Source organism: Microbacterium istanbulense, from assembly GCF_037204145.1.
Lineage (GTDB): Bacteria > Actinomycetota > Actinomycetes > Actinomycetales > Microbacteriaceae > Microbacterium > Microbacterium istanbulense.
In genome coordinates, this window is sequence record NZ_JBBDGN010000006.1 from 164,220 (window position 1) to 190,704 (window position 26,485).

Annotated in this window: 24 protein-coding genes and 3 pseudogenes; 15 read left to right on the plus strand and 12 right to left on the minus strand. The window is 68.4% G+C overall.

The genetic code is table 11. The annotated features are described in order from the left end of the window. Nucleotides 1-9: 9 nt before the first annotated feature. Nucleotides 10-2,169, minus strand: a complete 2,160-nt coding sequence (locus tag WDU93_RS08260; RefSeq protein ID WP_337319439.1) for an alpha-galactosidase — start codon at nucleotides 2,167-2,169, stop codon at nucleotides 10-12. 99 nt (nucleotides 2,170-2,268) lie between these two features. Between WDU93_RS08260 and WDU93_RS08265 the strand changes: the two genes are divergently transcribed. Beyond that, nucleotides 2,269-3,381, plus strand: coding sequence for an ROK family transcriptional regulator (locus WDU93_RS08265; RefSeq protein WP_337319441.1), 1,113 nt, complete (start codon nucleotides 2,269-2,271; stop codon nucleotides 3,379-3,381). An 11-nt stretch (nucleotides 3,382-3,392) separates the two neighbouring features. Here WDU93_RS08265 and ppk2 read toward each other — a convergent pair whose 3' ends face one another. Beyond that, complete coding sequence (gene ppk2, locus WDU93_RS08270; protein WP_337319443.1) at nucleotides 3,393-4,328, minus strand: polyphosphate kinase 2; 936 nt, start codon at nucleotides 4,326-4,328, stop codon at nucleotides 3,393-3,395. 288 nt (nucleotides 4,329-4,616) lie between these two features. Here ppk2 and WDU93_RS08275 point away from each other — a divergent pair, with 288 nt between their 5' ends. Beyond that, nucleotides 4,617-4,928, plus strand: a complete 312-nt coding sequence (locus WDU93_RS08275; RefSeq protein WP_337319444.1) for a helix-turn-helix domain-containing protein — start codon at nucleotides 4,617-4,619, stop codon at nucleotides 4,926-4,928. Nucleotides 4,929-4,994: 66 nt separating this feature from the next. On the opposite strand, the gene WDU93_RS08280 is transcribed toward WDU93_RS08275, so the two are convergent. Together WDU93_RS08280 and WDU93_RS08285 are read right to left on the minus strand one after the other, a co-directional pair. Next, entirely contained in the window at nucleotides 4,995-5,405 is a 411-nt protein-coding gene (locus WDU93_RS08280; protein WP_293783086.1) for a recombinase family protein, read from the minus strand. Continuing rightward, nucleotides 5,402-5,791 (minus strand): sulfate permease, encoded by a 390-nt coding sequence (locus WDU93_RS08285; RefSeq protein ID WP_337319448.1) that lies wholly within the window; start codon nucleotides 5,789-5,791, stop codon nucleotides 5,402-5,404. The genes WDU93_RS08280 and WDU93_RS08285 overlap by 4 nt, the downstream gene beginning before the upstream one ends. A gap of 200 nt (nucleotides 5,792-5,991) precedes the next feature. Between WDU93_RS08285 and WDU93_RS08290 the strand changes: the two genes are divergently transcribed. Further along, nucleotides 5,992-7,002, plus strand: coding sequence for a DNA-processing protein DprA (locus tag WDU93_RS08290; protein ID WP_293783080.1), 1,011 nt, complete (start codon nucleotides 5,992-5,994; stop codon nucleotides 7,000-7,002). A gap of 154 nt (nucleotides 7,003-7,156) precedes the next feature. Here the strand turns inward: WDU93_RS08290 and merA are convergent, their stop codons facing one another. After that, complete coding sequence (merA, locus tag WDU93_RS08295) at nucleotides 7,157-8,578, minus strand: mercury(II) reductase (protein WP_337319451.1); 1,422 nt, start codon at nucleotides 8,576-8,578, stop codon at nucleotides 7,157-7,159. Between the two features lie 107 nt (nucleotides 8,579-8,685). On the opposite strand from merA, the gene WDU93_RS08300 reads away from it, so the two are divergent. Together WDU93_RS08300 and WDU93_RS08305 are read left to right on the plus strand one after the other, a co-directional pair. Beyond that, on the plus strand, nucleotides 8,686-9,075 hold the full coding sequence (locus WDU93_RS08300) for a heavy metal-responsive transcriptional regulator (protein WP_293787169.1): 390 nt from the start codon (nucleotides 8,686-8,688) through the stop codon (nucleotides 9,073-9,075). Nucleotides 9,076-9,236: 161 nt separating this feature from the next. After that, nucleotides 9,237-9,392 carry a hypothetical protein gene (locus tag WDU93_RS08305; protein ID WP_337319455.1) on the plus strand — a complete coding sequence of 52 codons (156 nt, stop codon included), beginning with the start codon at nucleotides 9,237-9,239 and terminating at the stop codon, nucleotides 9,390-9,392. Nucleotides 9,393-9,471: 79 nt separating this feature from the next. Here the strand turns inward: WDU93_RS08305 and mobF are convergent, their stop codons facing one another. Continuing rightward, nucleotides 9,472-13,026, minus strand: coding sequence for a MobF family relaxase (gene mobF, locus WDU93_RS08310; RefSeq protein WP_337319457.1), 3,555 nt, complete (start codon nucleotides 13,024-13,026; stop codon nucleotides 9,472-9,474). Between the two features lie 60 nt (nucleotides 13,027-13,086). Then, nucleotides 13,087-13,647 carry a hypothetical protein gene (locus WDU93_RS08315; RefSeq protein WP_337319460.1) on the minus strand — a complete coding sequence of 187 codons (561 nt, stop codon included), beginning with the start codon at nucleotides 13,645-13,647 and terminating at the stop codon, nucleotides 13,087-13,089. 451 nt (nucleotides 13,648-14,098) lie between these two features. Here WDU93_RS08315 and WDU93_RS08320 point away from each other — a divergent pair, with 451 nt between their 5' ends. Next, nucleotides 14,099-15,196, plus strand: a complete 1,098-nt coding sequence (locus WDU93_RS08320; protein ID WP_293786559.1) for a DNA cytosine methyltransferase — start codon at nucleotides 14,099-14,101, stop codon at nucleotides 15,194-15,196. A gap of 143 nt (nucleotides 15,197-15,339) precedes the next feature. Here WDU93_RS08320 and WDU93_RS08325 read toward each other — a convergent pair whose 3' ends face one another. The 3 genes from WDU93_RS08325 to WDU93_RS08335 all read right to left on the minus strand — a co-directional run bounded on the left by WDU93_RS08325 (nucleotide 15,340) and on the right by WDU93_RS08335 (nucleotide 17,194). Further along, a complete protein-coding gene (locus WDU93_RS08325) occupies nucleotides 15,340-15,963 on the minus strand; it encodes a CueP family metal-binding protein (RefSeq protein WP_293786557.1) in 624 nt (207 codons plus the stop codon). Between the two features lie 72 nt (nucleotides 15,964-16,035). Further along, nucleotides 16,036-16,626 carry a DUF305 domain-containing protein gene (locus WDU93_RS08330; protein ID WP_337319465.1) on the minus strand — a complete coding sequence of 197 codons (591 nt, stop codon included), beginning with the start codon at nucleotides 16,624-16,626 and terminating at the stop codon, nucleotides 16,036-16,038. Between the two features lie 109 nt (nucleotides 16,627-16,735). Then, a complete protein-coding gene (locus WDU93_RS08335) occupies nucleotides 16,736-17,194 on the minus strand; it encodes a DUF6153 family protein (RefSeq protein ID WP_293786553.1) in 459 nt (152 codons plus the stop codon). Nucleotides 17,195-17,373: 179 nt separating this feature from the next. Between WDU93_RS08335 and WDU93_RS08340 the strand changes: the two genes are divergently transcribed. Continuing rightward, nucleotides 17,374-18,693 carry an MFS transporter gene (locus WDU93_RS08340; RefSeq protein WP_337319467.1) on the plus strand — a complete coding sequence of 440 codons (1,320 nt, stop codon included), beginning with the start codon at nucleotides 17,374-17,376 and terminating at the stop codon, nucleotides 18,691-18,693. 82 nt (nucleotides 18,694-18,775) lie between these two features. Here WDU93_RS08340 and WDU93_RS08345 read toward each other — a convergent pair whose 3' ends face one another. Then, nucleotides 18,776-19,948: an FAD-dependent oxidoreductase gene (locus WDU93_RS08345; protein WP_337319469.1), complete on the minus strand. Its 1,173-nt coding sequence runs from the start codon at nucleotides 19,946-19,948 to the stop codon at nucleotides 18,776-18,778. Beyond that, the gene (locus WDU93_RS08350) at nucleotides 19,945-20,598 is read right to left on the minus strand and encodes a TetR/AcrR family transcriptional regulator (protein WP_337319471.1); all 654 of its coding nucleotides are present in this window, start codon (nucleotides 20,596-20,598) and stop codon (nucleotides 19,945-19,947) included. Before WDU93_RS08350 ends, WDU93_RS08345 begins: the two co-directional genes overlap by 4 nt. A 245-nt stretch (nucleotides 20,599-20,843) precedes the next feature. On the opposite strand from WDU93_RS08350, the pseudogene WDU93_RS15245 reads away from it, so the two are divergent. The 8 genes and pseudogenes from WDU93_RS15245 to WDU93_RS08390 all read left to right on the plus strand — a co-directional run. Next, nucleotides 20,844-21,020 (plus strand): annotated as a pseudogene (locus WDU93_RS15245) (MFS transporter); the annotation flags it as partial. Between the two features lie 41 nt (nucleotides 21,021-21,061). Next, nucleotides 21,062-21,619, plus strand: a pseudogene (locus tag WDU93_RS08360) (hypothetical protein); the annotation flags it as partial. Between the two features lie 32 nt (nucleotides 21,620-21,651). Further along, entirely contained in the window at nucleotides 21,652-23,307 is a 1,656-nt protein-coding gene (locus tag WDU93_RS08365; RefSeq protein ID WP_337319487.1) for a M23 family metallopeptidase, read from the plus strand. Nucleotides 23,308-23,453: 146 nt separating this feature from the next. Then, a complete protein-coding gene (locus WDU93_RS08370) occupies nucleotides 23,454-24,233 on the plus strand; it encodes a MerR family transcriptional regulator (protein WP_337319473.1) in 780 nt (259 codons plus the stop codon). Beyond that, nucleotides 24,230-25,201, plus strand: a complete 972-nt coding sequence (locus WDU93_RS08375) for an arsenic resistance protein (RefSeq protein ID WP_293785613.1) — start codon at nucleotides 24,230-24,232, stop codon at nucleotides 25,199-25,201. The genes WDU93_RS08370 and WDU93_RS08375 overlap by 4 nt, the downstream gene beginning before the upstream one ends. Before the next feature lie 266 nt (nucleotides 25,202-25,467). Continuing rightward, on the plus strand, nucleotides 25,468-25,734 hold the full coding sequence (locus tag WDU93_RS08380; protein WP_293785615.1) for a DUF6112 family protein: 267 nt from the start codon (nucleotides 25,468-25,470) through the stop codon (nucleotides 25,732-25,734). 148 nt (nucleotides 25,735-25,882) lie between these two features. Next, nucleotides 25,883-26,212 (plus strand): DUF6112 family protein, encoded by a 330-nt coding sequence (locus tag WDU93_RS08385; RefSeq protein ID WP_293785617.1) that lies wholly within the window; start codon nucleotides 25,883-25,885, stop codon nucleotides 26,210-26,212. Between the two features lie 43 nt (nucleotides 26,213-26,255). Then, nucleotides 26,256-26,485, plus strand: a pseudogene (locus WDU93_RS08390) (conjugal transfer protein TrbL); the annotation flags it as partial.

Genomic DNA, 26,485 nt, shown 5'->3' on the forward strand with positions numbered 1-26,485 from the left:
GGGGTCTGTTCAGTCCTGCGCGGTCAGTTCCACGACGACGGCGTGGCCGGGGTACTGGACGGGCGGGCGGACGCCGACGACGGACAGCTGCCGGCCGGTGAGGGTGACGCCGTCCTGTGCCCAGGTGAGGGCCGATTGTCCGGCGTCGGCGCGTTCTCCGGCCGGGGTGGCCAGACGCACGCGGTAGCGCCGGTCGGGGTCGAGGTACGGCATGCGCACACGCCCGGCGGGGTACGCCGCGGAGGTCGCTGCCTGGGTGATGGTGAAGACGGCGGATGCCGCATCCGCCGCGACCACACCGCGCACGTCGATGCCCGGCTCGACGCCGTCGACGTGCACCACGCGTCCGTGTGCGACGAGCGGCCGCACCCGCTTGGCGAAGGCGACCCAGGCGGCGATCCGCTCACGCTCGGCGTCATCCACCGTGGTGAGATCCCGTTCGATGCCGAAGTGACTGAGCACGGCGACCGCGGCGCTGAGATCGGGGTCGGTGACCCGTGCGGTGGAGTGGACGGTCTGGCTCGTCAGGTGCGCGCCCATCATCTCGGGAGGCACGATCAGGCCGGTGTAGCGCTGGATGTCGAGCCGCTCCAGCGGGTCGAGGCAGTCGCTGGTCCAGATGCGATCCGTGCGGTCGAGGATGCCGAGATCGACCCGGGCTCCACCCGACGCGCAACTCTCGATCTCCAAGCCAGGATGCTGCGCCTTGAGCTCATCGAGCAGCCGGTACAGCGCCAGGGTGTGGGCGTGCACATGCGAGCCGCCGCCGGGACCGGATCCGGCCTCGACGAGGTCACGGTTGTGATCCCACTTGAGGTACGCGATCGGGTACTCGTCGAGCAGGGCATGCAGCCGGGTGGCGATGTGCGCGTAAGCGTCGGGGTGGGCGAGATCGAGCACCTGCTGCTGGCGGGCCGACGGGGGCAGATTCAGGCGTGCTCGCAGCAGCCACTCCGGATGCTCCCGGGCGAGGTCGCTGTCGGGGTTGACCATTTCGGGTTCGACCCAGAGTCCGAACTCCATGCCAAGACCGCGCACGTGGTGGACGAGCGGGTGCAGGCCGCGTGGGTAGACGCCGGTGTCGACGGTCCAGTCGCCCAGGCCCGCCGTGTCATCGCGCCGTCCGTGGAACCAGCCGTCGTCGAGCACGAAACGTTCGACGCCGACGGCGGCTGCGGCATCTGCCAGTGCGGTGAGCCGCTCGATCCGGTGGTCGAAGTAGACCGCCTCCCAGGTGTTCAGGGTGATCGGCCGCGGGCGTGACGGGTGCTGCGGACGGGCGCGCAGCGCCTCGTGGAAGCGCCAAGAGAGCTCGTTGAGCCCGTCGCCCCAGGATCCGATGACCCACGGGGTCGTGATCGACCCACCGGGCGCGAGGCTGATCTCGCCCGGGGCGTACAGCTCGCCGCCGGCGAGGAAGGCTTCCCCGGTGGGCACGCGCTCGGCGAGAAGGGTGTGGTTGCCGCTCCATGCCACGTGGATGGCGTGCGCGCGGCCGCTTTCGAAGCCGAACCCCGGGCGCCCGGCGGTGAGCAGCAGTGTGGCATCGGCGCCGGGGCGCCCGCGCCTGCTTTCGCGCAGGTAGGTGCCGAAGGGAAGCGAGTGTCTCTGCGGCGCACGCTCGCGCAGGTGGCGTCCGGTTGTGTCGAGGAGCTCGGTGGCGTCCCAGGGGAGGGGGAACGTCGGGGCGAGTCGCTGGACGGTGTAGGTCTCGCGGCCACTGTTGCGCAGGGTGATGCGCTGCTGGAACAGCCCGCTCGCACCGATTTCGAGCTCAACCGTGGCGGCGAGGCCCGCCTCGTCGTCGGCGAGCAGGATGCGGGCGTGTGCGGTGCCCGCATCCACATTCGTCAGCGTCCAGCGGGCGCTGATGCCGCCGTCGCCGCGGTGTCCTTCCACGCCGGGGGTGCCCAGCCAGCCGTGTGCCGGAGTGGGCAGGATGCTGAGAACCGGCGTGACGTCCTGGCCGCCGGAGACGCGCTGCGGAATCGCCGCCGTGGCGAGGCCGTGCAGCGTCACCGCGTCGGCGTCTCCGAGATCTTCGCCCCAGTGCACGATCGACGGGGGAGAGGTGAGGGCAAGGACGACGCTGGTCCCGCCGCGACGAAGGTGCAGCACGTCCGTGGTGGCGGTGCTCGACCCGGAGTGACTCACATCGATGGAAGGCATGAATTAGTTTTAGCACGAAAGTAAATAAGTCGTCAATGGTTTCTCTTTCGCCGAGATCGCGACCTGTTCGTGTCATGATGAAAGCAATGGAGGTGGTCCATGTCGACCGATACCGAGTCCGCTCTTGCGCGCACGGTTCTCATCCACGGCCCGATCTCGCGGGCTGCCCTGGCCGTGCGGATGGGCATGTCGCCGGCAAGCCTCACGCGCTTGACCAAGCCCTTCCTCGACCGTGGTCTCTTCGTCGAACTCGATGAGGTCGCCGAAGGGGTGGGGCGTCCGTCGCGTCCGTTGGATGTGTCGGATGCCATGGGCCCCTTCCTCGGAGTCAAGCTGACCGGCGGTGAGGCCTACGCAGCGCTCACCGACGTGCACGCACGGGTGCTCGGTGAAGCCGTCGTGCCACTGCCAGACCACCGGCCGCAGAGTGTGGTGCAGGCGATCGTCGACGTGTCCGCCCTGCTGGCGGACCAGGCTCAGGCGCCGACCGGCATCGGCATCAGCCTCGGCGGCATCACCGACGGCGACCAGGTCGCCTGGGCGCCCTTCCTGGAGTGGGAGGGGGTTCCGCTCGGAGCGCTCGTGGCACAGGCCGCCGGCGTGCCGACGCGCGTGGCGAACGACCTGGTGGCTCTCGCTGAGGCCGAGCGGTGGTTCGGCGTCGGACGCGGGCTGGACGGTTTCGCGGTGATCACGATCGGTGCCGGCGTGGGGTACGGACTCGTTGCGGGCGGTGAGGTCGTGCGTACACCGGATGCCGGCGTCGGACTCGGCGGTCACATCCCGCTCGATCCGCACGGACCCCTGTGTCAGGAGGGCCACCGGGGGTGCTCGCAGGCGATGCTCACCTCGGGGTCGATCGTGGCGCAGGCGCAGACCGTGCTGCAGCGGCCCGTCAGCTACGACGAGGTGCTCGACCTCGCGGCAGCCGGTGACCCGGCGGCCGCGGCGATCGTCGATGCCAGCGCCCGCGCACTCGGACGTTTCATCGCCCTCGCCGCCAATCTCACCCTGTACTCGGACGTGGTGCTGGGCGGGGAGGGGATGCGGCTGTTCGCGGTCGCGGAGCAGGTCGTGCGGGATGCCGTGAAACAGGGCCGCGACGCGCGGGCGTCAGAGGTGCGGCTGCACGTCGACGACAGCGGATTCCCCGCCTGGGCGCGGGGAGCGGCGGCCGTGGCGATTCAGGATGCCTTCGACCGCCTTCCCTGAGGCGTCGGCGCTCAGAGGCGCGGGAAGAACCCGGCGCCGTGCTCGCCGACTTCGCGGATGCGCTTGCCCTTGCCGACGATCTGCCGATCGGGCTTGCCGACGACGCTTTCGTCCTTGTTCGGGTAGTCGAATCGGCTCAGCACGTAGCGCATCGCCTCGAGCCGTGCGCGCTTCTTGTCGTTCGACTTGATCACCGTCCACGGCGCGTGGTGGGTGTCGGTGTAGAAGAACATCGCCTCCTTCGCCTCGGTGTAGGCGTCCCACTTGTCGCGGCTGGCGAGATCGGTGGGGGAGAGCTTCCACTGCTTGACCGGGTCGTCGCTGCGCGAGGCGAAGCGTGCGGCCTGTTCGCGCTCCGACACCGAGAACCAGAACTTGATGAGGTGGATGCCACTGTCGACGAGCATCCGTTCGAACTCGGGCGCCGAGCGCATGAACTCCAGGTATTGCTCGGGGGTGCAGTAGCCCATGACCCGTTCGACGCCGGCGCGGTTGTACCAGGAACGGTCGAAGAAGGCGATCTCGCCGCCGGCCGGGAGGTGGCTCACGTACCGCTGGAAGTACCACTGCGAGCGTTCGCGCTCGGAGGGGACCGGGAGGGCGACGATGGTCGCACCGCGCGGGTTGAGGTGCTCCATGAACCGCTTGATCGCGCCACCCTTGCCTGCGGCATCGCGGCCCTCGAACAGGATGGCGATCTTGACGTCTTCGGCCTTCACCCACGCCTGCATCTTGAGCAGCTCGATCTGCAGAGCGCGCTTCTGCCGCTCGTACTCTTTGCGGCTGATCTTCTTGTCGTAGGGGTAGCCGTCACGCCAGGCCGGCTGCTCGCCCGCGGTGGTGAGTTCTTCGGCTTCCGCCCCCATGCTTTCGACGAGGTCTGCCTCGACTGCGTGCAGCAGTGGGGCCTCGGTCGGCGTGGTGGTCTGATCGTTCCGGTCCGTCATGAGCCGAGACTACTCGTGCGTCGCGACACGCGTAGACAGATGGCCGTGAAAAATCAGCGGCGGCGCCGGAAGTCCTCCGGGTGCCGGAAACGAAGAAATCCCGCAATCACTCGCGGGATTCTCTTGGTGGGCCTCCGTAGGGAGTTTGAGAACATTGGCCAGGCGTTGAAGACCGTGGCTTCTCGCTGGTCGCGGGGCTCGTACGAGAAGTCTAAGCGGCCGGTCGAGCCTCCGGTTGTCGACTCGCGGGGTCGGTTGGTCCGTTCGGTTGGGATGGCTCAAACCTTCTTGAAGCCGGAGCAGGTTGATGAGCTCATTGATCTGTATCAGCAGGGATGGACGCTGGTGAAACTCGCGGAGCGGTTCGGGATTCACAAGCGCACGGCGGCCGCTCATCTGGTGCGTCGCTCAGTGCCGCTTCGGGGCAAGGGTCTAGCTGAGGAGGATCGTGCCGAGGCCGTCGATCTCTACGAGGGTGGTGCCACCCTGTTGGAAGTCGGATTGCGGTTCGGGGTGAGCGAGCAGACTGTCCGTCGTGCGCTGGTCATGCAGGGCGTGACGATCCGGCGGTCCGGGCGGCGCCGGAAAGTGCCCGCCTGAGCCGTGGACAAGAGACGGAGCCTGCCTCGTTATGAGGCAGGCTCCGTTGTGTCTGACGTTCTGGTTCTATGCGCGGCGAGGTGTCCTGGTGTCGTCGTCGGTGACCAGTTCTGCTTCGGCAAGCGCGATCTTGTACAGCATGGAGCGAACGCAGCTGTCGCTGATGGGGCCGGCGATGATGCCGGCTGCTGTGTGGATGGTGACGCCTGCTAGTTCGAGGGCGGTGACGTTGTCGAGGTTCTCCGTGAATCGGCGGCCGAGACGATCCAGGCCGGCGATGGCGACGTCGGTGACCTCCCCGTTGGCGGCCGCGTCGAGCAGTTGCGCAAGTGCTGGGCCGGGATGGCCGTCGTCGCGGAAGGTGCGGCTCGCCCGCAGCCCGCGCTCGCGGAGGTAAGAACGACAGCTGGCTTCTTGTCGATCTGTCTGTTCCTGGTTCGCGGTCGCGCTGCGCAGGTAGATGACGGCCTTGGTCATGATGCGCCTCCGACCATCATCGGAGCCGGCGCAAAGGGCTCCGTCTGTTCTTCCTTGGCCTGGCGGCGCTCGGCGCGGCTTTGGGCGTGTTCGTGGATGCGGACGCGGGCGAGCAGGATGAGGCTGATGGGGCCGATCCAGAGCGTCTTCAATGCCGACCACATGCTGATGAGGATGAAGATGTTGAGCCAGCCGGGGCCGCCGTCTCGGACGATGACGGCCAGCAGGCTGGCGAGGTAGAGGTACGGGATCGCGAGCAGCATCGCCGGTACGCCCCATTTGAGGCCTTCGCGGGTGCGGACCCTGTCGATCACGCGGTTGGTGATCATCCACCGTCGCATGAAGTGGCTGATGTGGATGCTGGCGATCCAGATGAGACGAAGCATGGCGGGCCTCCCAGACACGTAACTATCGAGTGAGGCAGTACGTGTAGGAGTGGACTGTCCTGAAGGACCCGCAGAGTTGAGAACCTGCCTCTGCTTTTACTTTACGCCGGACCTACGACAGACGGAACCCCTCGATCCGGCCCGTTGCTGACAAGGACAGGTGCACCTTGTCGGCGAGTCCGACGAGAGGGAGCAGGGTCATGGCGAGGCTTGTGGAGCAGGTGGCGGGTGAGCGGCAGGCGCGGATGGTGCTGTCGATGATCGCCGAGCCGGGCGATCCGGTGACCGGGCGGATTCTGCGCCAGGTCGGTGGCGTGGAGACGCTGCGCCTGATCGAGGATGACCGGGCCGGGGTGCCGGGCATGAACCGTGCGGACACGATCGCCTGGCGCGACCGGATGACCGCGAAGATCGATCCTGAGGTGCCGGGGCGGGTGGCGCGGCTGCAGGACGGCAGGATCGGCACGCTGATCCCCGCGGATGAGCACTGGCCGGTGAGTCTGAACGAGCTGGGCGACCGGACCCCGTACGTGCTGTGGACGCGCGGTGGCACCTCGTTCCTGGGCGGCAGGGTCGAGGATCGCGTGACCATTACGGGCGCCAGAGCAGCCTCCGCCTACGGCACGGCTGTTGCTGAGGAGTTGGCCGCGGAGTTGGCGAATCAGGAACGGGTGGTCGTCGCCGGCGGCGCGTACGGGATCGAGGGCGCCGCGCACCAGGCCGTCCTCGCGGCTGGCGGCAGCACGGTGGCGGTGCTGGCCGGTGGCGTGGATCGCCCGTACCCGTCGGGGCACGCGGAGATGCTCGATCGCATCGGCGACCTCGGCCTGCTGGTGAGTGAGGTGCCGCCGGGCGCGGCACCCTCACGGCAACGGTTCGTGGCCCGCTCCCGCTTGTTGGCGGCGGTGTCGGGGGCGACGGTGATTCCCGAGGCGTCGCCGCGGTCGATGTCACTGCATGTGGCGACCGAAGCGCAGCGTCTGGGCCGCCCGGTCGGTGCGGTGCCCGGGCCGGTGACGAGTGTGACGAGCGCTGGTCCGCACGAGTTGATCAAGCGTGGCGCGGCCGAGATCGTCACCGACGCGGCAGACGTGACCGCGCTGCTCGCTCCCCGCCTCGATCTGGTCCGGCCGGTGGACCGGGAGGCACCCGGCCGACAGCTTGATACCCCGACTCCGGGTGCGACGCCGCCCGGCGGGCCGGGCCTGTAGCGGGCTCCACCCTGCGGGTGAGCCCCAGATCGGCGCTCAGGCGGGAACGGCTCGATAGTGTGGGTCTGCACCATGCAGGCGGGAAGAAGATGCAGTGGATTTTCGTTTTGCGCTCTATCCTCTGGCGTCCCATTCGCTGGCTCAGGCTATGCCTTCACGCGCAGCACGACAGCTTCGACGGGTCGGTGGTGAAGTTTTTCGCGGCGATCCGGATGCCCTCGGCCATGGTCAGGTAGGGGGCCCACGCGTCGGCGACCTCGGCGATGGTCTTACCGAGCACGTGGACGCCTGCGGCGGCGAGTTCCCCGGCGTCCTTGCCGACGGCGGTCAGGCCGAGGATCTCGCTCGTGTCGGCGTCCACGACGATCTTGATGAAGCCGCGGGTGTCGCGGTTGACCAGAGCACGGGGCACGTGGTGCAGGGGCAGGACGCGGCAGTCACAGCGAATCCCCGCGCCGACGATCTCCATCTCGGTCATGCCGACCGCCCCGATCGCCGGGCTGGTGAACGTCACCCTCGGCAGCCGGGCGTAGTTCACGGCCCGGTCGGCGTCGGCGAAGGCGTTCTCGGCGACCAGTGCGCCGTGGTGGGCGGCGACGTAGACGAACTCGGGATGCCCGGTCACGTCGCCCGCGGCCCAGATCCGCGAGTTGGAGGACTGCATCCGGTCGGAGACGACCACCTCGCCGGAGTCGCCGGTCTGCACCCCGACCGTGTCCAGGCTGAGTCCATCGGTGACCGGGCGGCGTCCGAGCGCCACCAGGACCTGGTCGGCGCGGAACTCCTGCGCGCCGCCCGACACGTCCGCAGTCACCACGACCTGCCCGGTCGCATCGCGGAACACCCGCGTCGGCAGCGCGCGGCGGACCACCCGGATGCCCTCGTCGGCGAAGACCTCCTGCAGCGTCCTGGACACCTCCGGCTCCTCCTTCGACGCGAGCCGGGACCTGACCAGCACGGTGACCTGGGAGCCGAGGCGGGCGAACAGCTGCGCCTGCTCCAGGGCGACGTAGCCGCCGCCGAGCACTAGCAGCGACCCAGGGACCTCGGTCAGCTCCATCGCGGTGGTCGAGGTCAGGTACCCGGCCTCGTCCAGGCCGTCGATCGGCGGGGCCCATGGCCGGGAGCCGGTGGCGACCAGGTAGTGCTCGGCCTGGATCGTCTCGGTGCTCCCGTCGTCCCCGGCGACCTGGAGGACCGGCGCGTCGGGGGTGCCGGCGAACGCGGCGTCGCCGCGTCGGACGGCCCACCCGTAAGAGTCGGCGACATCGGCGTACTTCTCGCTGCGTAGCGACTCGACCAGCGACTGCTTACCGTCGATCAGAGCGGCCATGTCCACCGGCTCCGTCGTCGTCGTGATCCCCGGGAACCTGTCGGTGGCGTCCGCGGCGGAGTGTCGCGCCTCAGCGGCGGCGATGAGGGTCTTCGACGGCACGCACCCGGAGTTCACACAGGTGCCGCCGAGCGTGCCGCGCTCGATCATCAGGACCGATTTGCTGAGCGTGGTCGCGCGGATCGCCGCGGCGAACGCTCCGCCGCCCGATCCGATGATGGCGAGGTCGTACTTCGTGGGCATCACAAACTCCTGTCAACGCTTGGACTTCTCTTCCTTCTCAGCCATACTGGACCTTCCAGTGCAGGGGAAGGTCAAACGCGCTCCTGCCAAACGCAGAGAGAGCAGCTATGCGCATCGGGGAGCTCGCCGAGGCGGCCGGGACGACGGCGAAGACGCTCCGATTCTACGAGGACCAGGGCCTGCTGCCCCCGGCCGAGCGCACGCCTTCGGGCTACCGGGACTACGCGCCCGACGCCGTCGCCCGGATCGATTTCGTCCACCGCGGCCAGGCCGCTGGCCTGACCCTCGCCCAGATCCGCCAGATCCTCGCCATCCGCGACGGCGGCCGCGCGCCCTGCGAGCACGTGCGCGACCTCCTCGACGCGCGCCTGGCCGAGATCGAGCAGCAGATCGCCCAGCTCACCGCGTTACACGGCACCATCGCCAAGCTCAAGCGGGGCGCCGCGCAACCGGACCCCGACACGTGCAGCCCGGACCAGGTCTGCCGCTACTTGTAAGTCACCAGCAACTGACACGGAACGCAGAGGTTGGTAGGTACCGGAACTCGGTCTCATGCGCAGTACCGATGATGAACGACCCGACTGGTAGGACGAGCCGCGCCCAAAGGCGGGCCCCGCGGTGGCGGCATGTTTCCGGTGATGTCGTCGAGGCCGAGGAGTTGACGATCGCGATCTACCGGCGCGTTGGCAGCCACGAGACGTGGGTGGCGATCGCGAACGACACCCACAGCGTGGAGGTCTCGTTGGAGAGCGCCGTCCGCCTCAGCGGCGAGCTCGCCGCCCTCCTCAACGAAGTGACCACAGAACCGGCCTGACACCCGCCACCACCGGACGGCGCTGCGCCACCCATAGGCCGGGTGGCGCAGCGCTTTCGCGTGCCTGCTCGCAAGCCGGTCAGAGGCTGAGGTCGTGCCCGGTTCGGCGCGCCACTGTCTGGGCTGGTTCCGGGTGCCGTTGTTGCGGGGTGAGGCGGCGCAGCGCGGCGGCGGCGCGGGCGTGGTCGATCTTCTGCGACGCCGACCCCGGCACCTGACCGAGCGGGCTGTCGTCGGTGATGCCGTAACGATCACGATAGGCGGCCACCGTGCGGGCGTCGCGCCGCCACCGGGTCGCGCCGCGCTCATCCGCCGGCGATGCCCCCAGCGTGGTGGCCCAGGGGTCCTGGTCGTGGAGGGCGGTGTCGAGGATCGCGTCGGCACGCGCCTCGATGAGCTCGCGCCGCTCGGCCAGGGCGTGGCGCATCTCGGGCGTCATGGGGCCGGTGGCGTGCGGGATGAGCCCGACGATCAACCTGGGGGCCTTCCTCGTCCGTCCTGACCCGGCGGGCTGGCTGGTGGCGCGGGCCAGGCGGTAGTGCATGACTTTGGCGATGTCTTCGGCGTCGGTGAAGCCGCGGGCGGCGACCAGGCGCGGGAGAAGGGTGTCGAGGTCGTGGTGGTTGGCCTCGGCCCGCCGCAGCTCCGCGGTCAGCGCCCCGAACGCCTCCGACCCCAGCGCGGCCTCGGCCTGTTCCTCGGTGAGCCCGGAGGTGCGGATGAGGGTGGCCCAGCGGTCGTGCTGGGCGGCTGCGGCGATGGTCTCGTACTCCGCCGCGAGCTGCGCGATCGAACCCCAGTGGTCTTGCTCGGCGGTGATGGTCTCGTGTGCCGAGACCTCAGCGCCACTGTGTTGTATCACCCCGAACAGCACGCTCCGGCCGGTGGCTTCCTCGTTGTCCGACGGGTGCGGGGCGGAATGGGTCGGGTCGGGGCGGTCGAGGACCACGTACGCGTGGTTCGAGGCGCGGCCGCGGGTCATGGCGACGTAGAAGTTCTCCCGCGTCGTCGTCGGCTCGACCAGCACATGCGCGGTGTCCACGGTGATGCCCTGGGCACGGTGCGCGGTGACCGCATACCCGAGGTCGACATGTTCGGCCACGTAGTCGGCGGGCAGCACGATCGATCCGAACCGGCGGCCGGGCTTGCGGATCGTGATCGACCCGTCCTCACGCACATCCGTGATGCGCCAGGTGGTGCCGTTGCGCACCCAGTCCCGACCCGTGCCGGTGCGCAGACGACGATCGTTGCGGCGGGTGATGACCGTGTCCCCGACCCCCGCGCGCGTGCCCTCGGCCAAGGCGACTTCGCGGGTCGGGGTGATGCGGCCGTCGAGGATCAGGTCGGCGCGGGCGCGGGCGTTCAGCGCAGTCACATCCTCCCGGGTCTCTGCGATCAGCACCGACACCCGCCCCTCATCCCGGTCGGCCCGCCACGCGGCGTAGGCGGCATCGATCATCTCCTCCCCATCCCCGTCGGTGATGCGGTCGTGGTTCAGGTAGGTGTCGATGATGCGGGTGCGGCCGTGCCGCAGATCAAGAGAGGCGGTCTTCTCCCACTCGTGGACGAAGCGATGCACCTCTGCCAGCTCCGGCGCGTCGTCGTGGCGGTCGGCCACGAGCATCCCGAACGCCCCACCGGCATCCACGGACTGGAGTTGTCCGTAGTCGCCGACCAGCAGCACCTTCGCCCCCGCCTGCGCGGCCAGGGCGGTGATGCGATCCACCGACAGCGTGCCCGCCAGGGAGGCTTCGTCGATGATGACCAACTGGCCGGGCTTGAACGTGGTGCCGTGGGTGAGGTGGTTCTGCCACCACTTCGCCGTGTTCTCCGTGGCGATACCGAGGTCATCGCCGAGGACCTGCGCCGCGACCGCCGACGGCGCCAATCCGACCACGCTGCCTTGGCCGTGCTGCTTCTCCCACGACCGCCGCAACGCGTTCATCGCCGTGGTCTTCCCCGCCCCAGCCGGCCCGACCAGCACGTCCACCACCCGACCCGAGACGGCGATCTTGGTGAGCGCGTCGGCCTGATCCGCACCGAGCACCCGCCCCTCCCGGTCCGGCTTCGACACGACCCGCTCCACGACCTCGACATCCACAACCGGCCCGGTGCGGGTGCCGGCGAGATGGAGGAGGCGGTCTTCGGCCTCCAGCAGCAGGGTCGAGGAGAACACCGTCGAATGCCGTGGCCGGAACACGCTGGTGCCGTCGGGGCGGCGGAACGCGACCGGGCTCGAGGCCAGCTCCGGCGGCGTCAACCTCAGCGAGGCCTGCTCGGCGGCGTCGGCGATCATCCCGACGATCGCCTCCCGATCCCGCACGGTCGCGAACCGCCACCCCATCGACTGCCGTGAGGCTTCGGCATGCAGGTTCCACCGCCGCCACGTCGACCGCTTCTCACCGACGACCTCGACCACGGCCCGCCCGAGCTCTCCGATCACGTCCAACGGCACATCATCCGCCCGCAAGGGCCGGGCGGCCTGGGTGGCGGTGATGCGGCGCGCCCACCCGGTCGCGTCCTCACCCAGCACCCCGGCGGCGCGGTCACGCCACCCGGCGGTGAGGTCCGCCAGCGAGTGCACCTGCTTCTCCGGCCGGGTCGCGAGCGTCGCCTGAGCGCGCAGCCGCACGATCGTCTTCGCCGACGGGCGGCGGCCGTGCTCGGCGACATAGGCGGCGATCAGCCGGTCGGTCTCGGCGTCGATGTCATGGGATCGGGTGGAGAACTCCTCGATCAGCTCCTCACCGACACCGGCGATCTCCCAGGCCGGGTTGCGGTCACGGCCCCGATCCCGCGCCTCCCAGCCCAGGCCGAGCATCCCGGTGAGCCGGTCCGCGAGGACCGCGTTGTAATGCTCCGACAACGCCACCACCGCCGCGTGCATCGGCCGCCCGTCCAGCGACCGCCAACCGCCGTCGAGCACGGTCTGCACCTTGTTGGAGACCACGACATGCGTGTGCAGCTGCGGATCGGAAGAGCGGCTGTCGTAGTGATCGAACGCGGTCGCGACCAGCCCGGTGACATCGACCTGCGCGACCGCCCCATCGGCGGCGGTGTACCCGGTGCGGGTCGCGGCGACCTCCCGCTCCATGAACCCCACCACCTCCGCCACCGCGTCATGATGAGCCTGCGCGATCAGGGATTGGGTGCCGGCATCCACGACGCCCCACAGCACCGACACCGACTTCGGCACCGAGAACGTGTAATCGAACCCCGCGACCGCCCGCCGGCCCCCACGCTCGGCCTCCTCCGCCTCGATCAGGCTGATCTGCTCGGCACGCTCACCCATCCCCAACCCCGGATCAAGACCCTTCACACGCTTGCTGATGCGATCGGCGACCGACACGTACCGCGGAAAGGCCCGCCCCAACGGCTCGCCCGTGATCGGGTCACGGCCCATCCCGATCAGCAACTGCAACTGCGCCTCCGACACCACATCCCCGGCACCGATCCGCCCATCCCCGAGGCCGGGCAGGGCTGATCCCATCCAGTTGCCCGGAGGCGTTCCCTCCTCCGCGTAATACCTCGTCAACGGCGTCGACAGCGAACGATCACCATCGGCGGCAGCGATCGTGCGCAGCAGGTACTTGTACCCATCGCCCGCGCTCATCAACCGCATCGACACCGTCATGCAGACCAGGTGAACCAAGCCACCACGGGCACCGGGCACGCCGGCCTCGAAGCGACGTGGCTACAGCGAGCGTCCTCGCTCGATCTCCCGCCGCCGAGTCTCACGGGTGGGCTCGAACGCCGAGGTGAACGGGTTCGGGCGCCGCCGACGCTTCCCGCCCTGATCACGCAGTTGCGCGATCTCCTGCTGCTGGGCCTTGACGCGCTCGTTCAGCGCGTCCTGGCTCTTGCGCAACTCCGCGAGCTGCCTGCTGAGAGCAGCGTTCGCCTCGTCCAGACGTCGCACGAGAGCGAGCGCGAATCGCTCGGTTGCGAGGGGTTGCGGCTCCGCGTTCACTGCAACCGCCTCATCCAAGCCAGCGGCATCATCCAGTCGGCGGTGCGCGATACGGCAGAACATCGCCGTGCGCGCCACCTCCGGCGGGAGCTCATCGGTATAGGCATCGCTCAACGTCTCCTCGATCAGGCGGATGCTCGGGAGCGTCAGCGGCACCGGATCGTCACTCTCGAACGCGGCGGCCAAGGACTCGCACTCCCCGGCGACAGCGAAATGAGAGTCGGCCATCGCCTCGACCTGCGACGTGACGCCCGGCGGGTCAGGATCGCCCGGCTCAGGGAGCATGTGCGCGTCCCAGAGATCGACGCCTACCCGCTCCCGATAGGCCCGTAGTGGCGTAGATCGTGAGCGATCGCGCCGCGCTCGTCCTCGTCCAGCACGAGCACCATGCCGTCCGCCATGACCCTGCTCCTCTCCCCTCACACCACTACCGAGGGCGAGCTCTCGGTACTCAGGTGGCCAACTCCGTCCAGCACGACCCGCCCTTGTCAACCTGAGTTGACCACGATCTGCAAGAGGTGTGATCGCTCAGGAGGCGGTGGAGAACGGGCTGGCTCGCAGCGTTCGGCGCGGAGCGGTCTCTGTTCTGGATGATGACGCGGGTCAGCCTGCTGAGGGTCGGTCTTCGGCTGGCGGGCCGGTTGGTCGTGGGGTCGTGCACCTGGCAGGTGTTCGCCCTGGTATCGGGCTCCTGTCGGGGTCTGGTGCCGGGTTCCACCGACCTGCCGGAGCCCTCATGCACGACACTGCCTCCTCGATTCGCCGCCCTCGGATCGGCTCGCTGTTCTCGGGATACGGCGGGCTCGATCTCGCCGTCGAACACGGCACCAGCGGCGAGACGGTCTGGTTCTCCGAGATCAACGAGCCCGTCGCTCGCGTGTTCTCCCACCACTGGCCGGACACCCCGAACCTCGGCGACATCTCGATCATTGACTGGCACGAGGTGCCGCCCGTCGACGTGCTCTGCGGCGGCTTCCCGTGCCAAGACGTGTCCACGGTCGGCAAAGGGGCCGGCCTCGCGCCGGGTACGCGCTCGGGGCTCTGGTCACACATGGCGACCGCGATCGAGGTACTGCAACCCGAGCTCGTGGTGATCGAGAACGTGCGCGGACTGCTGTCGGCCCCTGCAATCCGCCCCGAGACGAAAGGCGCAACCCATGACGACCGCAACCCCCACGATGCAACCGGCGGCCCCGCAACTGCCGTTCGCAACCTGGAACCCGGATCGTGGCTGCTGGGAGACCAGCCAGAGCGACCTCTCCGGGCAGCAGGCGCAGTATTGGGCGATCTGGCCGACCTCAGGCGAGATGCGCGATGGATCGGCCTACCGGCGTCACTGGCCGGCGCACCGCATCACAGGTTCCGCATCTTCATCACCGCCCACCCCCACAGCACTGTTCCGCACCCCGCTGGCGTCGGACGCCTCACGGGGCGGCGAGAGCCTGGATCAAGTGCGAGCGCGTCGGGGCACGATCGCGCTGAGCCACCAAGTGATCGACCTCGCCCTGAACGGGCCGGATGGCTCACCGACCAGGCGGAACGACTCGGAGACACTGTTCGCCCTGATCGAGACCATCTTCGTCGCTGGGGGCGATACGCCGGCGCCATCGCCCGATGGGAGTACATCACCGGACGAGATGCCCCCGCCCCTGCGATTCTGAACGAGGACCGTGGACCGAGGCCGGCGCCGGAGTTCGTGGAATGGCTCATGGGTTTGCCCGCCGGCTGGGTCACCGATCCCGCTCACGAGCTGACCGCGAATCAACAGAACACGGCCCTCGGCAACGGTGTCCTCCCGCTCCAAGCATTCCTCGCGATGGAGGCAATGTCATGACGCCGGGCCGTCACGGACTCGAGCCGTACCGCCAGAATCACGAGCTCGGTGCTCCCCGCACGGCCGCCATCGTATCCCTGCGGGTGCGAGGCAACCGCAGGGATACGATCTCCACCGAACGGGCACGCTCACCAGGCATGTGGTCAGGCCAATTGCAGAGTGGTGATGCAGGTCGCATCGTCCTCATTCATCGTGGAGATCATTGCGGTTCCCGTCTGACCCTCGTACTCGATGGTGAGCGTTGCTTCGATGCCGCGGGGCACCCAGAGGCCGACGAAGCCGTTGTCGTAGGTCTGCCGGACCTCGTCAACGAGCACGTCACCGTCATCGTCTGTGAGCGTGACCTGAACGTCGGCATTGGCGAGCTCACCGAGGCAGGTGGTCAGGCTGTGAAAGTAGCAGTCATGGGTTTGGTCCCGGTAAGGGGCGACCGAGATGTAGACCTCGTCTTCGGGCATCGGCAGCTGTGTCTCGCGTTCTTGATCGTCGGTGAGGACGATCGCATCCGGCTGCACGGACGCGATCAGATTGACGGGGCGATCGGCCAACGGCATGGTGTCGAGCCGTTCGATGACCTGCGCGGCGTCGAGGCCAGCCAGATCATGAGCCGCCAGGAAGTCACTGTCGACTGATTGGCCGCCGGCCGTGGACGACGCGGGTTCAGGCGAGGGCGAGGTGGCGCATCCGGAGAGAACGAGGGCCGAGACGAGCGTTGCGGTGGCGACGACGATCAGTTTCGGCCGTCGCGACGTGGTGCGGTGGGTCATGGATTGTTCCTTTGAAGAGTAGGGGCAGGTCGGTGCCGAGCACGCTGGCCCGGCACCGACCCTGATGGTCGATCAGAGAGTGGCCAGAAGGTCTTGCATCTCCTGGATCTCGGTGGTCTGTGCGTCGATGATTGTCTGCGCCAGTTCCACGGCATCGGGGTTGCTGCCGTCGTCGACCTGCGTCTGGGCCATCTCGACCGCTCCCTGGTGATGGACGATCATCTGCTCCAGGAACAATCGCGACGCCTCGGCGCCGTCCGCCGATTCGAGGGCCGCGAGGTCGTCGTCGGTCATCATCCCGTCGCCGTGGTCCATCCCGTCCATCCGGTGTTCCTCGGGGTCGGCGCCCCAGTCGTCCAGCCAGCCCTGGAGCTGGTCGATCTCGGGACCTTGGGCGGCCTTGATCGCCTCGGCCAGCTCGACCACTTCGGGGTGGACGCCGTCCTTGGCGAGGATGATGTCGCTCATCTCGATGGCCTGCTCGTGGTGGACGATCATCATCGAGGCGAACATCACGTCCGCATCGTTGGCGTCGGCTGCCTGCTCGGACGCACCATGGTCCATGCCCGGCATAGAGTCGTCTTCGCTCCCGGCCGAGCAGCCGGCCAGTACGAGGGCAGCGGAAAGTGCGATCGCGGCGGTCGCCGCGGTACGAAACTTCATGAGTGTTCTCCAATGTCAACAGTCGCTTCGGTGTCGCGGCACCCGGGAGGGCACCGCGTGTGTGGGAGTGAACCGTCGGCGCTCGGTAGGCGCCGGGTTTACCCCTCCATCACGTGCGACTGATGCAGAGAACGTGCAACGACGGTGCCCGAGACAAACGCTTGTCGATGAAACCAGCCACGAACAACGGCCGGGGCGCGAGGTGCATCCATCCAGGCAGAAGCCGAGGCGGCACGAGGAGAAGCAGGACGAGCAGCAGTGCGAGCACGCAGGCCATCGCCATACTCAGATGTGCACCGCCCCCGCAGTCCGTACATGCACCACCGAGGTCACTGGCTGTTCCTCCGGACTCATGCGTGCCCGCCGCGAGGTGATGCGCCTCGTCGGCACCAGTGGCGGAGACCGACATGGCTGCGGGCGCGTGAGCAGCCGGCGTGCCATGCAGGTTCAGCGTATGCATCGCCAGCAGCCCGGCGACAACCGCGGCCACCAGCACGCCGCCCAGCAGCACGCGCCGGAGGAAGCTTCGAAGCCCCTTCCCTTGTCGCACACTCGCCACCGACACCATGTGGCCTAGTTTACGGGCTCGTCGGGCAGCTGCCGGAGACCGGCGCCACGGGCGCCAGATGGCCTCGCGTCGCCGGTGTGCACACATCCTCGTGCCAACTCGACCCGAGTTTATGGGAATACCCCCAGGGGGTATTAGGTTGGGGGTGGTGAGGTGTTCGAGAAGGTCAGGAGATATCGATGCGTCTGTTCGCGATCCGCGACTTCCGCCATCTGTTCAGTGCGCAGATCATCGCGCTGTTCGGTACGGGGCTGGCGACCGTCGCCCTCGGCCTGCTCGCTTATGAGCTCGCCGGCCCCAGTGCGGGGGCAGTGCTTGCGACGGCGCTGACGATCAAGATGATCATGTACGTCTTGATCGCTCCGCTGGCGGCGGCCTATGCCGACCGGCTCCCGAGGCGGATGTTCCTCACTCTGCTCGACGTGGTGCGCGCATTGGTGGTGCTCGCGTTGCCGTTCGTCACGGAGATCTGGCAGATCTACGTCCTCATCGGTGTGCTGCAGGCGGCCTCGGCAGCGTTCACACCCACGTTCCAGGCGGTCATCCCCGATATCGTGCCCGAGGAGTCCGACTACACCCGGGCGCTGTCCGCGTCGCAGGTGGCCTACACGATGGAGAGCCTGCTCAGTCCGGTGCTGGCGGCCATTGCCCTGACGTTCATGACCTTCAACTGGTTGTTCGTCGGGACATCGGTGGGATTCGTGGTCTCCGCCGCCCTGGTGCTCTCGACTCGCATCCCCAACGCGGCCCCGAGTGGTCAGGCGGGCGCGTGGAACCGAGTCACCTCGGGCGTGAAGGTCTTCTTCGCGACTCCTCGTCTGCGCGGCGTGATGGCGCTGAACCTGGTGGTCGCCGCGGCCGGATCGATCGTGGTGGTCAATACGGTCAACTACGTCCGCGATCAACTGGGTGGTTCCCAGGCTGACGTCGCCTGGATGCTCGCGGCCTCCGGCGGTGGCACACTGCTGGTCGCTCTGTTTCTGCCACGCGTGCTCGACCGGATCGCCGAGCGTGTCGTGATGATGACGGGTGCCGCAGTCCTGCTTGCCGGCGTGGTGGCGGCCGTTGCGATGACCGCCAGCCAGGCGGCGTCCTGGATGGTCACGGCACCGATCTGGGTGGTCATCGGCGGCGGCATGGCCTTGATCGTCACTCCCACCGGACGCGTCATTCGAGGTTCGGTCGCGAAGAACGAGCTCCCGGCAGCCTTTGCAGCACAGTTCTCGCTATCTCACCTGGCCTGGCTCGTCACGTACCCGATCGCGGGATGGGTCGGCACCGCGTCTGGGTTCCCTCTGGCCTGGTCGATCCTCGCTGCTCTCGCGATCGCCGGGGCCATCGCGGCACAGGTACTGTGGCCTCGCGAGAAGAAGACGGAGATCGTCGAGGACGGTGCTGGCGCAGAAACTGCGATGGGCGATCCGGCGCTTCGCGATGAGATCGAAGCTGCCGAAGGCACCCTCGCGGCATCCCAGTGCTCCTGCGTACGCACTGCATAAAGCACATAGGTGGCGGGCGGAGCAATGGTTCTGCCCGCCACCGCTTGGTGCTCGCTGAGGCGTCGGCAATCCGGCCCGTGGATCAGGAGCCGGTCGGCGCCTGCTGGTGCAGCAGGGGTGTCCGGTCTCGGACGAGGCTTGCGGCGTCGATCCCAGTGAGTGCGACGGGGATATCCTCGAGGTAGTGGGCCGTGAGGAGCGGGTCGGTGGAGACGAGTCGCGTGCTTGTGCTCAGGGCGGGGTGGCCGACGCCGGTGAGGGTATGGCTGTGGATGCGTGCGGAGAACAGCGAGTTCGGCAGGTACAGGCCGGGGTCGTCGGCCATGCCGAGGTCGTGCAGTAGGGCGTTCGCGGCGTGGATGCCCTGGGCGACCGAGTCGTCCCAGTGGTCGATCCGGTAGGAGCCGTGGCCGGGATAGTGGTGCACGGCGACCCCGCCGGCGGCGTAGATCCGTTGCCGCGGGGCGTGCATGGAGCGCAGGCGGGAGTCGACGGGGATGCCGTCGGGCCCGGTCCAGGGTGCGGGGGCGGCGGGCAGGGTGCCGTGGGCGATGATCGCGAGGTCGCCCTCTACCCGGCTCCCGTCGTTGAGGGTGATGCTGATGCGATCGGTGAGGGTGCGGATCGAGCTCACGGTCCGTTCCAGATAGGCGGCGTGCTGGGGGCGGTGCAGGTCTCGTAGCCGGCGGGCGACGTGTGCGCCGATGGCGTTCGCTCCTGGAATCGCGGCGCGGGTGATGAGGGCAACGTCGTGGCCGGCGTCGGTGAGCAGTGACGCGGTCTCGGAGGCGACGAGGCCGCCGCCGAGTATGAGCACCCGGGCAGGCTTGGTGGTCGCGAGCAGATCGCGGACGCGGACGGCGTCGGCGGCTGAATGGAGGGTGGTCAGTCTGCCGGCGCTGACGGCCTGGTCGCGGCCGATCACCTCCTCGTCCAGGGTGCGCGCCCGGCTGCCGGTGGCGATGAGGAGCGCGTCGTAGGCGTGGGTATCGCCGGACTCCAGGCGCAACCGCCGAGCCCTGGGGTCGAGGCCGCGCACCGTCTCCGACCGGAGGGTGGCCCCGGTGTCAGGCAGCGCCGCCTGGGCCGGTTCGAGCAGTCCGATGGCGATGCCCTTGTTGACCAGCGTGCGGTTGTACGGCCTCTCGCCGCATCGCGTGTAGAGATCGATATCGAGACCTGCGGCCTTCAGGGTTCTCGCGGCCGCGGTTCCGGCAGCGCCAGCCCCGATGATCGCGATGCTGGGCGTGCTCATCGGACTCCTTCCCCAGCAGCGCTGGTGGCGGCGGTGAAGGCGGGCAGCAGGATCGCCTCGATGAACCACGGCGCGTCGTCGGCGTCGAGGCGGCCGGAGCGCACTTCTTCGGCGGCGCCGTTCATCACCACGTGCGTGGTGGTCAGCAGCCAGGACACCGGCAGGTCGGCCCGGAAGATCCCCTCGCGCTGGCCGCGCAGCAGCAGAGCGCGCATCCGCCCCTCGGCCTTCTCGTGCAGTTCGCGGATGCGGGCCGCGGGCAACTCTTTCAGCGCGGCCGCCAGCAGCGCCCGCGACTGGTCGACCAGCACCCAGCTGGAGGTCACCAGACGCCGGAACGCCTCGGCCGGATCACCGTCCAGTGGCACCCCGCTCAGCACGTCTTCGCCGCGTTCAAGGCTGTCCACCAGGGCGGCCTCGATCAGCTCCGCACGGGTCGGGAAGTGCCCGTAGACGGTCACTCTGCCCATCCCGGCCTCGGCGGCGATGTCGGCGACCGAAGCATCGGCGTTCTTGCGGATCGCCGTGGCGGTCGCGGCCAGAATCCTCGCCCGGTTGCGCTGCGCATCCGCGCGCTGATTGGCCGCCCGCCCACCAGCGGCTGACGCACCGGCTGTGGTGCCGCGCGTCGTCGTTCTCTTCGTCGTCATGATCCACCTCACAAGTCGTACGGGAATGTATGAGATAGTGTAGCTGTTGCAACTCGTACACCGATGATCGAGTTCCTTTCGGGACGACGAGACGGAGCCGACGGAGAGGAGAGGACGACCATGACCACGACACGCTTCACAGGGGGTGCGCCATGAGTGACACCGCCGCGTCCGCGCCGCGCGCCGGCGCCAAGCAGTGGTGGGGGCTCGCCGTCCTGGTGATCCCTTCGACGCTGCTGTTCATGATGCTCACGATCTTGTTCCTCGCCGCGCCGAACCTGGCCGCGGACCTGAACCCGTCGAGCACGCAGCTGCTGTGGATCCTCGACATCTACGGCTTCGTGATGGCCGGGTTCCTCGTCGCGATGGGCGTGCTCGGCGACCGGATCGGCAAGCGCCTGCTGATGGTGATCGGCGCGATCCTGTTCGCCGCTGTCTCTGTCGCGGCGTCGCTGACGACTGTTCCGGAGCTGATGATCGTGCCGACGGCCCGTCAGCGACCAGTCCGCCCGGGCCGGGGCCGGCGCACCCGGCACGGATCGCCCCGGTGGCCGGCAGCAGTGATCCGGAGACGTTCGCACGGAATGTCGCGACGGCGGTGTTCGCGTGGGATACCGCTTCGGGGTTCATGCCGCTGGACTACACGAGCGTGGTGATGGAGGTCGCCGACCCCACCGGCACCGAGCAGGCCGGCCTCGCATCAGACCTCGCCGCCTACCTGCCCTCCCGTCAGGCGTGGGTCGATCTGCGCCAGTACGCCACCACCCAGCACCTGGAAATCGAGGCTGCGTTCGTGCCCGACGCGTGGGCGACCGCGCAGGAGCAGGCGCGGCCCGGGCAACTGGTCGAAGGTACGACGGCGATCACGATCGAGGGCATCCGCCACCGCGCTGGCGTGTGGAACGAGGAAGCGGTCACGAGCGCGCATGAGGTGGCGTTCACGGTGTTCGTGATCTGCGAGCCCGCCTACGACACCTGCCACCTGCTGCGCCTGTCCGAGCTCGACAACCCCCTGCGCTGAGACCCGCGAGCCCGGAGAAAGGAGCGCCCGTGATGAAGAAGGTCGCCCTCGGGCTGCTCGTCCTGGTGCTGGCGGCCCCGTTCCTGTCCGTGGTGGGGATCGGGCTGCTGATGAACCCCGCCCTCACCGCCGCCTGCACCATCCCTGGCGGGAGCATCACCGTCGGCGAGGTCCCCGACGAACTCGCTGTCCAGACCCGTGCTGGGGAGTCGTTCACGTTGAACCGGCAGCAGCTCACCCACGCGGCCACGATCATCGAGACCGGCTCGAGTATCGAGGGGGTGGGCCGCGACGGGGTGGTGATCGCGTTGATGGCAGCACTGACCGAATCCACCCTGCGGCAGCTCGCCAACACGAGCGCCTATCCGGAGTCGGCGGAGTATCCGAACGACGGCGACGGCTCCGACAACGACTCGCTGGGGCTGTTTCAGATGCGTCCGCAGTCCGGGTGGGGCACCGTCGCCGACCTCATGGACCCCGACTACCAGGCGCAGGCGTTCTACGGCGGCCCTGACGGACCGAACCAGGGCTCGCCGCGGGGTCTGCTGGATATTCCGGGGTGGGAGCAGATGGGCAAAGGCGAGGCCGCCCAAGCCGTCGAGGTCTCGGCGTACCCGGACAGGTACGACAACTACGAGCCCGTCGCCGAACAGATCATCACCGCCCTCACCAGCACCCCCGGCACCGGCAGCACCGGCTCCGGTAGCACCGGCTCCGGTAGCACTGCGACATCAGCGGCGGCCCCGGTGGTGCGGGCGGTGGAGTCGGCGCGAGTGGTGTTCCCGCTGCCGGAGGGCACCTGGACGGCCACCAGTGGCTTCGGGCCGCGTGTGCATCCGATCACTGGCGAGCAGGAGTCGTTCCACACCGGCAGTGACTTCGCCGCCCCGGACGGCACCCCGATCCTCGCCGCCGCCGACGGCACGGTGACGGTGGCCGAGTTCTCCGGCGGGTACGGCGGGCTGGTCGTCATCGAGCACACCATCGACGGGGCCACGGTGGCGACCGCGTACGCGCATTCCTGGGAGCATGGCATCCACGTGGCCGCCGGCGACCGGGTGACTGCGGGGCAGCACATCGCCGATGTCGGCTCCTCGGGCATGTCCACCGGCCCGCATCTGCATTTCGAGGTCCGTGACGGCGGCACCGACGGCGAGCACATCGACCCGGCCGCCTGGCTCAACCGGCACGATGCCGCCGACCTGCCCGAAGCCGAGACCGGCCCACCCGCCGGCGACTGCGAGACCGGCAGCGGGCCGGGTGGGGCGCCGGAGCCGTTCACCGGCGAGAACCCGGACGAGCTGGTGGACGACCCGACCACCGGCGGGCAGATCACCCGCCGCACCCTGCACCTCTACCAGCAGACCTCGGCCGCCTTCCCCGACACCACGTGGGCGTGCTATTCGCCTCGGCCCGGCACGGTCTCGGAGCATCCGCTGGGGCGGGCGTGCGATCTGGCGTTCGGGAACGCGATCGGGCAGCTGCCCACCCCGGCCCAGCGCGAGTACGGCTGGGAGGTCACGAACTGGATGAAAGAGCACGCCGACATCCTCGGCGTGGACTACCTCATCTGGCAGAACACGATCTGGTCCGTCGGCCGTGACGCGGAAGGGTGGCGCGACTACCCCCACGGCACCGATATCACCACCCGTCACGACGACCACCTGCACGTCACGATCGTCGGCTAGTCTCGGAAGTTACATCTGATTCACCGGGATTCGCCCCTATTCCTCCCATTTGTCTACTTCCCATTCGCATCGTGCGTGTCTCCGATCTCGACAGCAAGCAAGCGGGTGTCGGTTCTCCGGTCGCCTCACGAGATCCATGAACGATCTTGACCTTCGAGTCGACTCGAACGTTTACCGTTGATGGCATGGAGACGATGCGCATATCCCAGGTCGCAGCCCGCAGCGGGGTGCCTCCCACGACGCTGCGCTACTACGAAGACCTCGGCCTGCTGCGGCCGCAGCGTGCCCCGAACGGGTATCGCCTCTTCGATGACGAGACCCTGGAACGGTTGCGGTTCATCGACGCCGCCAAGCAGCTGAACCTGCCCCTGGAGCAGATCGCCTCGCTGCTGAGCGTGTGGGAATCCGATCCGTGTGCGAGCGTCAAAGCGCGGCTGCGGCCCTTGCTGGGCGACCAGCTCGAACAGATCGATGCCGGGATCGGTGAGCTTTCCGAGGCCCGCCACGCCCTGGCTGCCGCGATCGAGCATCTGGATGAACTGCCCGACCGCACCGAGCGGTGCAGCCCGGACTGCGCCTTCCTCGCCACCGCACCAGCGCCACCGTCTCCACCCCCGGTGGCCTGCTCTCTCGGCGCTGGGCAACAGGACCGCATTGCGCAGTGGCATGAGGCGCTGGCCGATGCGCCGCTGCACCCGGTGGCCGGGGGCGTCCGGATTGACCTGCCCATCGCTGCCCTCGGCGACGTCAGCTCACTGGCGGTCGCCGAGCAGGAGTGCTGCCCGTTCTTCTCCTTCGATATCGCCCTGCGCGGACTGCGATTCACCCTGACGATCACCGCGCCACCGGAGGGGATGCCGATGCTGGAGGAGCTCATCCCCGGTCATACCGAACACGCGAGCCCGGCAAAGAGCAAGCCGCATTGATCGGCCGCGACACCCTCGAACGCCACCAGGTCTGGTTCTACCTCGCCGCCGTCGCCGCAGGACTCCTCGCCGGCACCCTCTGGCCCAAGGCCGGGCATCTCACCGAGACCCTGGTCTGGCCCGTGCTCGCGCTGCTGCTCTACGCCACCTTCACCCAGATGCCGCTGGCCTCGATCCCGGCGGCGTTCAAGGACGGACGCTTCCTGGTCACCGCCCTGGTGGGGAACTTCGTCATCATCCCGCTGTTGGTCTGGGCTCTAGTGCAGCTCGCACCCGACAACGACGCGCTACGGCTCGGACTGCTGCTGGTGCTGCTGGTGCCCTGCACCGACTGGTTCATCACCTTCAGCCAACTCGGCCGCGGCGATGCCACCCGAGCCACCGCGCTCACGCCGATCACCCTGATCCTCCAGCTTCTGCTGCTGCCGCTGTATCTGGGGCTGATGGCCGATATCGACTTCGCCTCCGTGTTCGCTCTCGCCGATGTCTGGCCCGCGCTGCTGGTCGTCCTCGCCCCGCTCGGACTGGCCGCGCTGACCGAGGCCTGGGCGAAGGAGAGCCCGACCCGTGGGCGCACTGTGGAACGGTTCGGCTGGTGGCCCGTGCCGTTGCTCGCCGTGGTGATCTTGCTGGTCGCCACCGCCCACGTCGGCGCGGTCGGTGACAACCTGCGCCTGCTGCCCATCGTCGTCGGCATCGCCCTCGCGTTCCTCGCCGCAGCCCAGGTGATCGCGAAACTCCTCAGCCTCGCCTTCCGTCTTCCTGCCGGTCAAGGACGGACGCTGGCGTTCTCCCTGGGCACCCGCAACTCCTTCATCGTGCTGCCCTTCGCGCTCTCCCTGCCTGCCGGGTGGGAGGTCGCCGCGATCGTCATCGTCATGCAATCCCTGGTCGAACTGTTCGGGATGGTGTTCTACCTCTGGTTCGTGCCCCGAGTCCTCTTCCGCGACCCGGTCCCACAGCACTGACCACCCAGCACGCGGTTCGCCGCGAGAGACCGGCCTCCGGTCAGACCGGCCACTCTCAGATCGCCGCCCGGCTACTTCGAGTCCGCACCAAGGTTCGTCCATCACGCAACTTGGCTGAGACACACCGTCGTCACGCACAACCGCGTGGCGCACCTATCGGACATGAGACTTCGCACCGCTGCAACACCCAGTCCGTCGAGCTTGCCGACAGAGCTATTCCGGCACTTCGATCATCCGACCCTGCCAGCGTCGGGTGGGGGTGCGTGATGGAGGTGTTCCCGGATTTCGAGGGCCTGGGCGGGATCGGCGACCTGGAAGAGGTCATCGGGGCGCTGTTGACGTTCGTGCTGGTGATCGCGGTGCTGATGCTCATCGTCTCCGGCATCATCTGGGCCATCGCCTCCTCGACGGGCAACTACGCCGCTGCCGGCAAGGCCCGCACCGGCGTGCTCGTCGCGCTCGGTGCGGCGATCCTCGCAGGCTCCGGGGTCGCGTGGATGAACTGGCTCATCGGCATCGGCCAACAACTCTGACCCCACCCGCACTACTACCAACGGCGTCTGCTCCTGTCGAGGGGTGGGCGCCCTTCTTCTGTGCTGGTGAGTTTCTGTGCTGGCGGGCGGTGGTGCACCTGATCGCGAGAACCCCACTCTCGCCTCAGCTGTGAAGGAGCGCCTTGCCATGACCATCCTGACCCTCGTCACCGAGACCCTCGCCTCGTACGGGTCGAGCCTGCCGGCCCAGATCGACATCGACCCCAACTCGTCCGGGCTGCCCGGCATCGACCAGTTGCGCACGATCGTCGGCGCGATCATGACGATCGGCCTGATCCTCAGCGTCCTGGCGCTGATCGTGTCGGCGATCGTGTGGGGCTTCGGCTCCAACAGCTCGAACCCGCATCTGGCCGGTCGCGGCAAGATCGGCGTGCTGATCTCCTGCGGCGCCGCGGTGATCTGCGGCGCTTCGGTGACGCTGATCAATTTCTTCTGGGACGTCGGCCAGTCGGTGTGACGCCCGCCATCCACCACCCACCGAGCATTGAGGGAGGTTTGTGATGGCGCTGTGTGATATCCCCGTCATCTCCACTGTCTGCGATTCCGCCGGTGAGGCGGCCGCGTCGCTGGTCACGGCGCCGTTCGACTGGTTCGCCCAGGGCGTCGGCGGTGCCGCCGGCTGGCTGCTGGAAGCGATGTGGGCCGTGTTCGACACCACCACCCTGGTCGATGTCACCCAAGACGGCTACGTCAGCGTCTATAACCTGCTGTTCGGGATCGGCGTGTTCAT

What these genes read in the sequence shown, in the direction of transcription:
- WDU93_RS08260 (WP_337319439.1), bottom strand. Translation starts at nt 2,169, where the DNA reads ATGCCTTCCATCGATGTGAGTCACTCCGGGTCGAGCACCGCCACCACG.
- WDU93_RS08265 (WP_337319441.1), top strand. Translation starts at nt 2,269, where the DNA reads ATGTCGACCGATACCGAGTCCGCTCTTGCGCGCACGGTTCTCATCCAC.
- ppk2 (WP_337319443.1), bottom strand. Translation starts at nt 4,328, where the DNA reads ATGACGGACCGGAACGATCAGACCACCACGCCGACCGAGGCCCCACTG.
- WDU93_RS08280 (WP_293783086.1), bottom strand. Translation starts at nt 5,405, where the DNA reads ATGACCAAGGCCGTCATCTACCTGCGCAGCGCGACCGCGAACCAGGAA.
- WDU93_RS08285 (WP_337319448.1), bottom strand. Translation starts at nt 5,791, where the DNA reads ATGCTTCGTCTCATCTGGATCGCCAGCATCCACATCAGCCACTTCATG.
- WDU93_RS08290 (WP_293783080.1), top strand. Translation starts at nt 5,992, where the DNA reads ATGGCGAGGCTTGTGGAGCAGGTGGCGGGTGAGCGGCAGGCGCGGATG.
- merA (WP_337319451.1), bottom strand. Translation starts at nt 8,578, where the DNA reads ATGCCCACGAAGTACGACCTCGCCATCATCGGATCGGGCGGCGGAGCG.
- WDU93_RS08300 (WP_293787169.1), top strand. Translation starts at nt 8,686, where the DNA reads ATGCGCATCGGGGAGCTCGCCGAGGCGGCCGGGACGACGGCGAAGACG.
- mobF (WP_337319457.1), bottom strand. Translation starts at nt 13,026, where the DNA reads ATGACGGTGTCGATGCGGTTGATGAGCGCGGGCGATGGGTACAAGTAC.
- WDU93_RS08315 (WP_337319460.1), bottom strand. Translation starts at nt 13,647, where the DNA reads ATGCTCCCTGAGCCGGGCGATCCTGACCCGCCGGGCGTCACGTCGCAG.
- WDU93_RS08320 (WP_293786559.1), top strand. Translation starts at nt 14,099, where the DNA reads ATGCACGACACTGCCTCCTCGATTCGCCGCCCTCGGATCGGCTCGCTG.
- WDU93_RS08325 (WP_293786557.1), bottom strand. Translation starts at nt 15,963, where the DNA reads ATGACCCACCGCACCACGTCGCGACGGCCGAAACTGATCGTCGTCGCC.
- WDU93_RS08330 (WP_337319465.1), bottom strand. Translation starts at nt 16,626, where the DNA reads ATGAAGTTTCGTACCGCGGCGACCGCCGCGATCGCACTTTCCGCTGCC.
- WDU93_RS08335 (WP_293786553.1), bottom strand. Translation starts at nt 17,194, where the DNA reads ATGGTGTCGGTGGCGAGTGTGCGACAAGGGAAGGGGCTTCGAAGCTTC.
- WDU93_RS08340 (WP_337319467.1), top strand. Translation starts at nt 17,374, where the DNA reads ATGCGTCTGTTCGCGATCCGCGACTTCCGCCATCTGTTCAGTGCGCAG.
- WDU93_RS08345 (WP_337319469.1), bottom strand. Translation starts at nt 19,948, where the DNA reads ATGAGCACGCCCAGCATCGCGATCATCGGGGCTGGCGCTGCCGGAACC.
- WDU93_RS08350 (WP_337319471.1), bottom strand. Translation starts at nt 20,598, where the DNA reads ATGACGACGAAGAGAACGACGACGCGCGGCACCACAGCCGGTGCGTCA.
- WDU93_RS08365 (WP_337319487.1), top strand. Translation starts at nt 21,652, where the DNA reads ATGAAGAAGGTCGCCCTCGGGCTGCTCGTCCTGGTGCTGGCGGCCCCG.
- WDU93_RS08380 (WP_293785615.1), top strand. Translation starts at nt 25,468, where the DNA reads ATGGAGGTGTTCCCGGATTTCGAGGGCCTGGGCGGGATCGGCGACCTG.
- WDU93_RS08385 (WP_293785617.1), top strand. Translation starts at nt 25,883, where the DNA reads ATGACCATCCTGACCCTCGTCACCGAGACCCTCGCCTCGTACGGGTCG.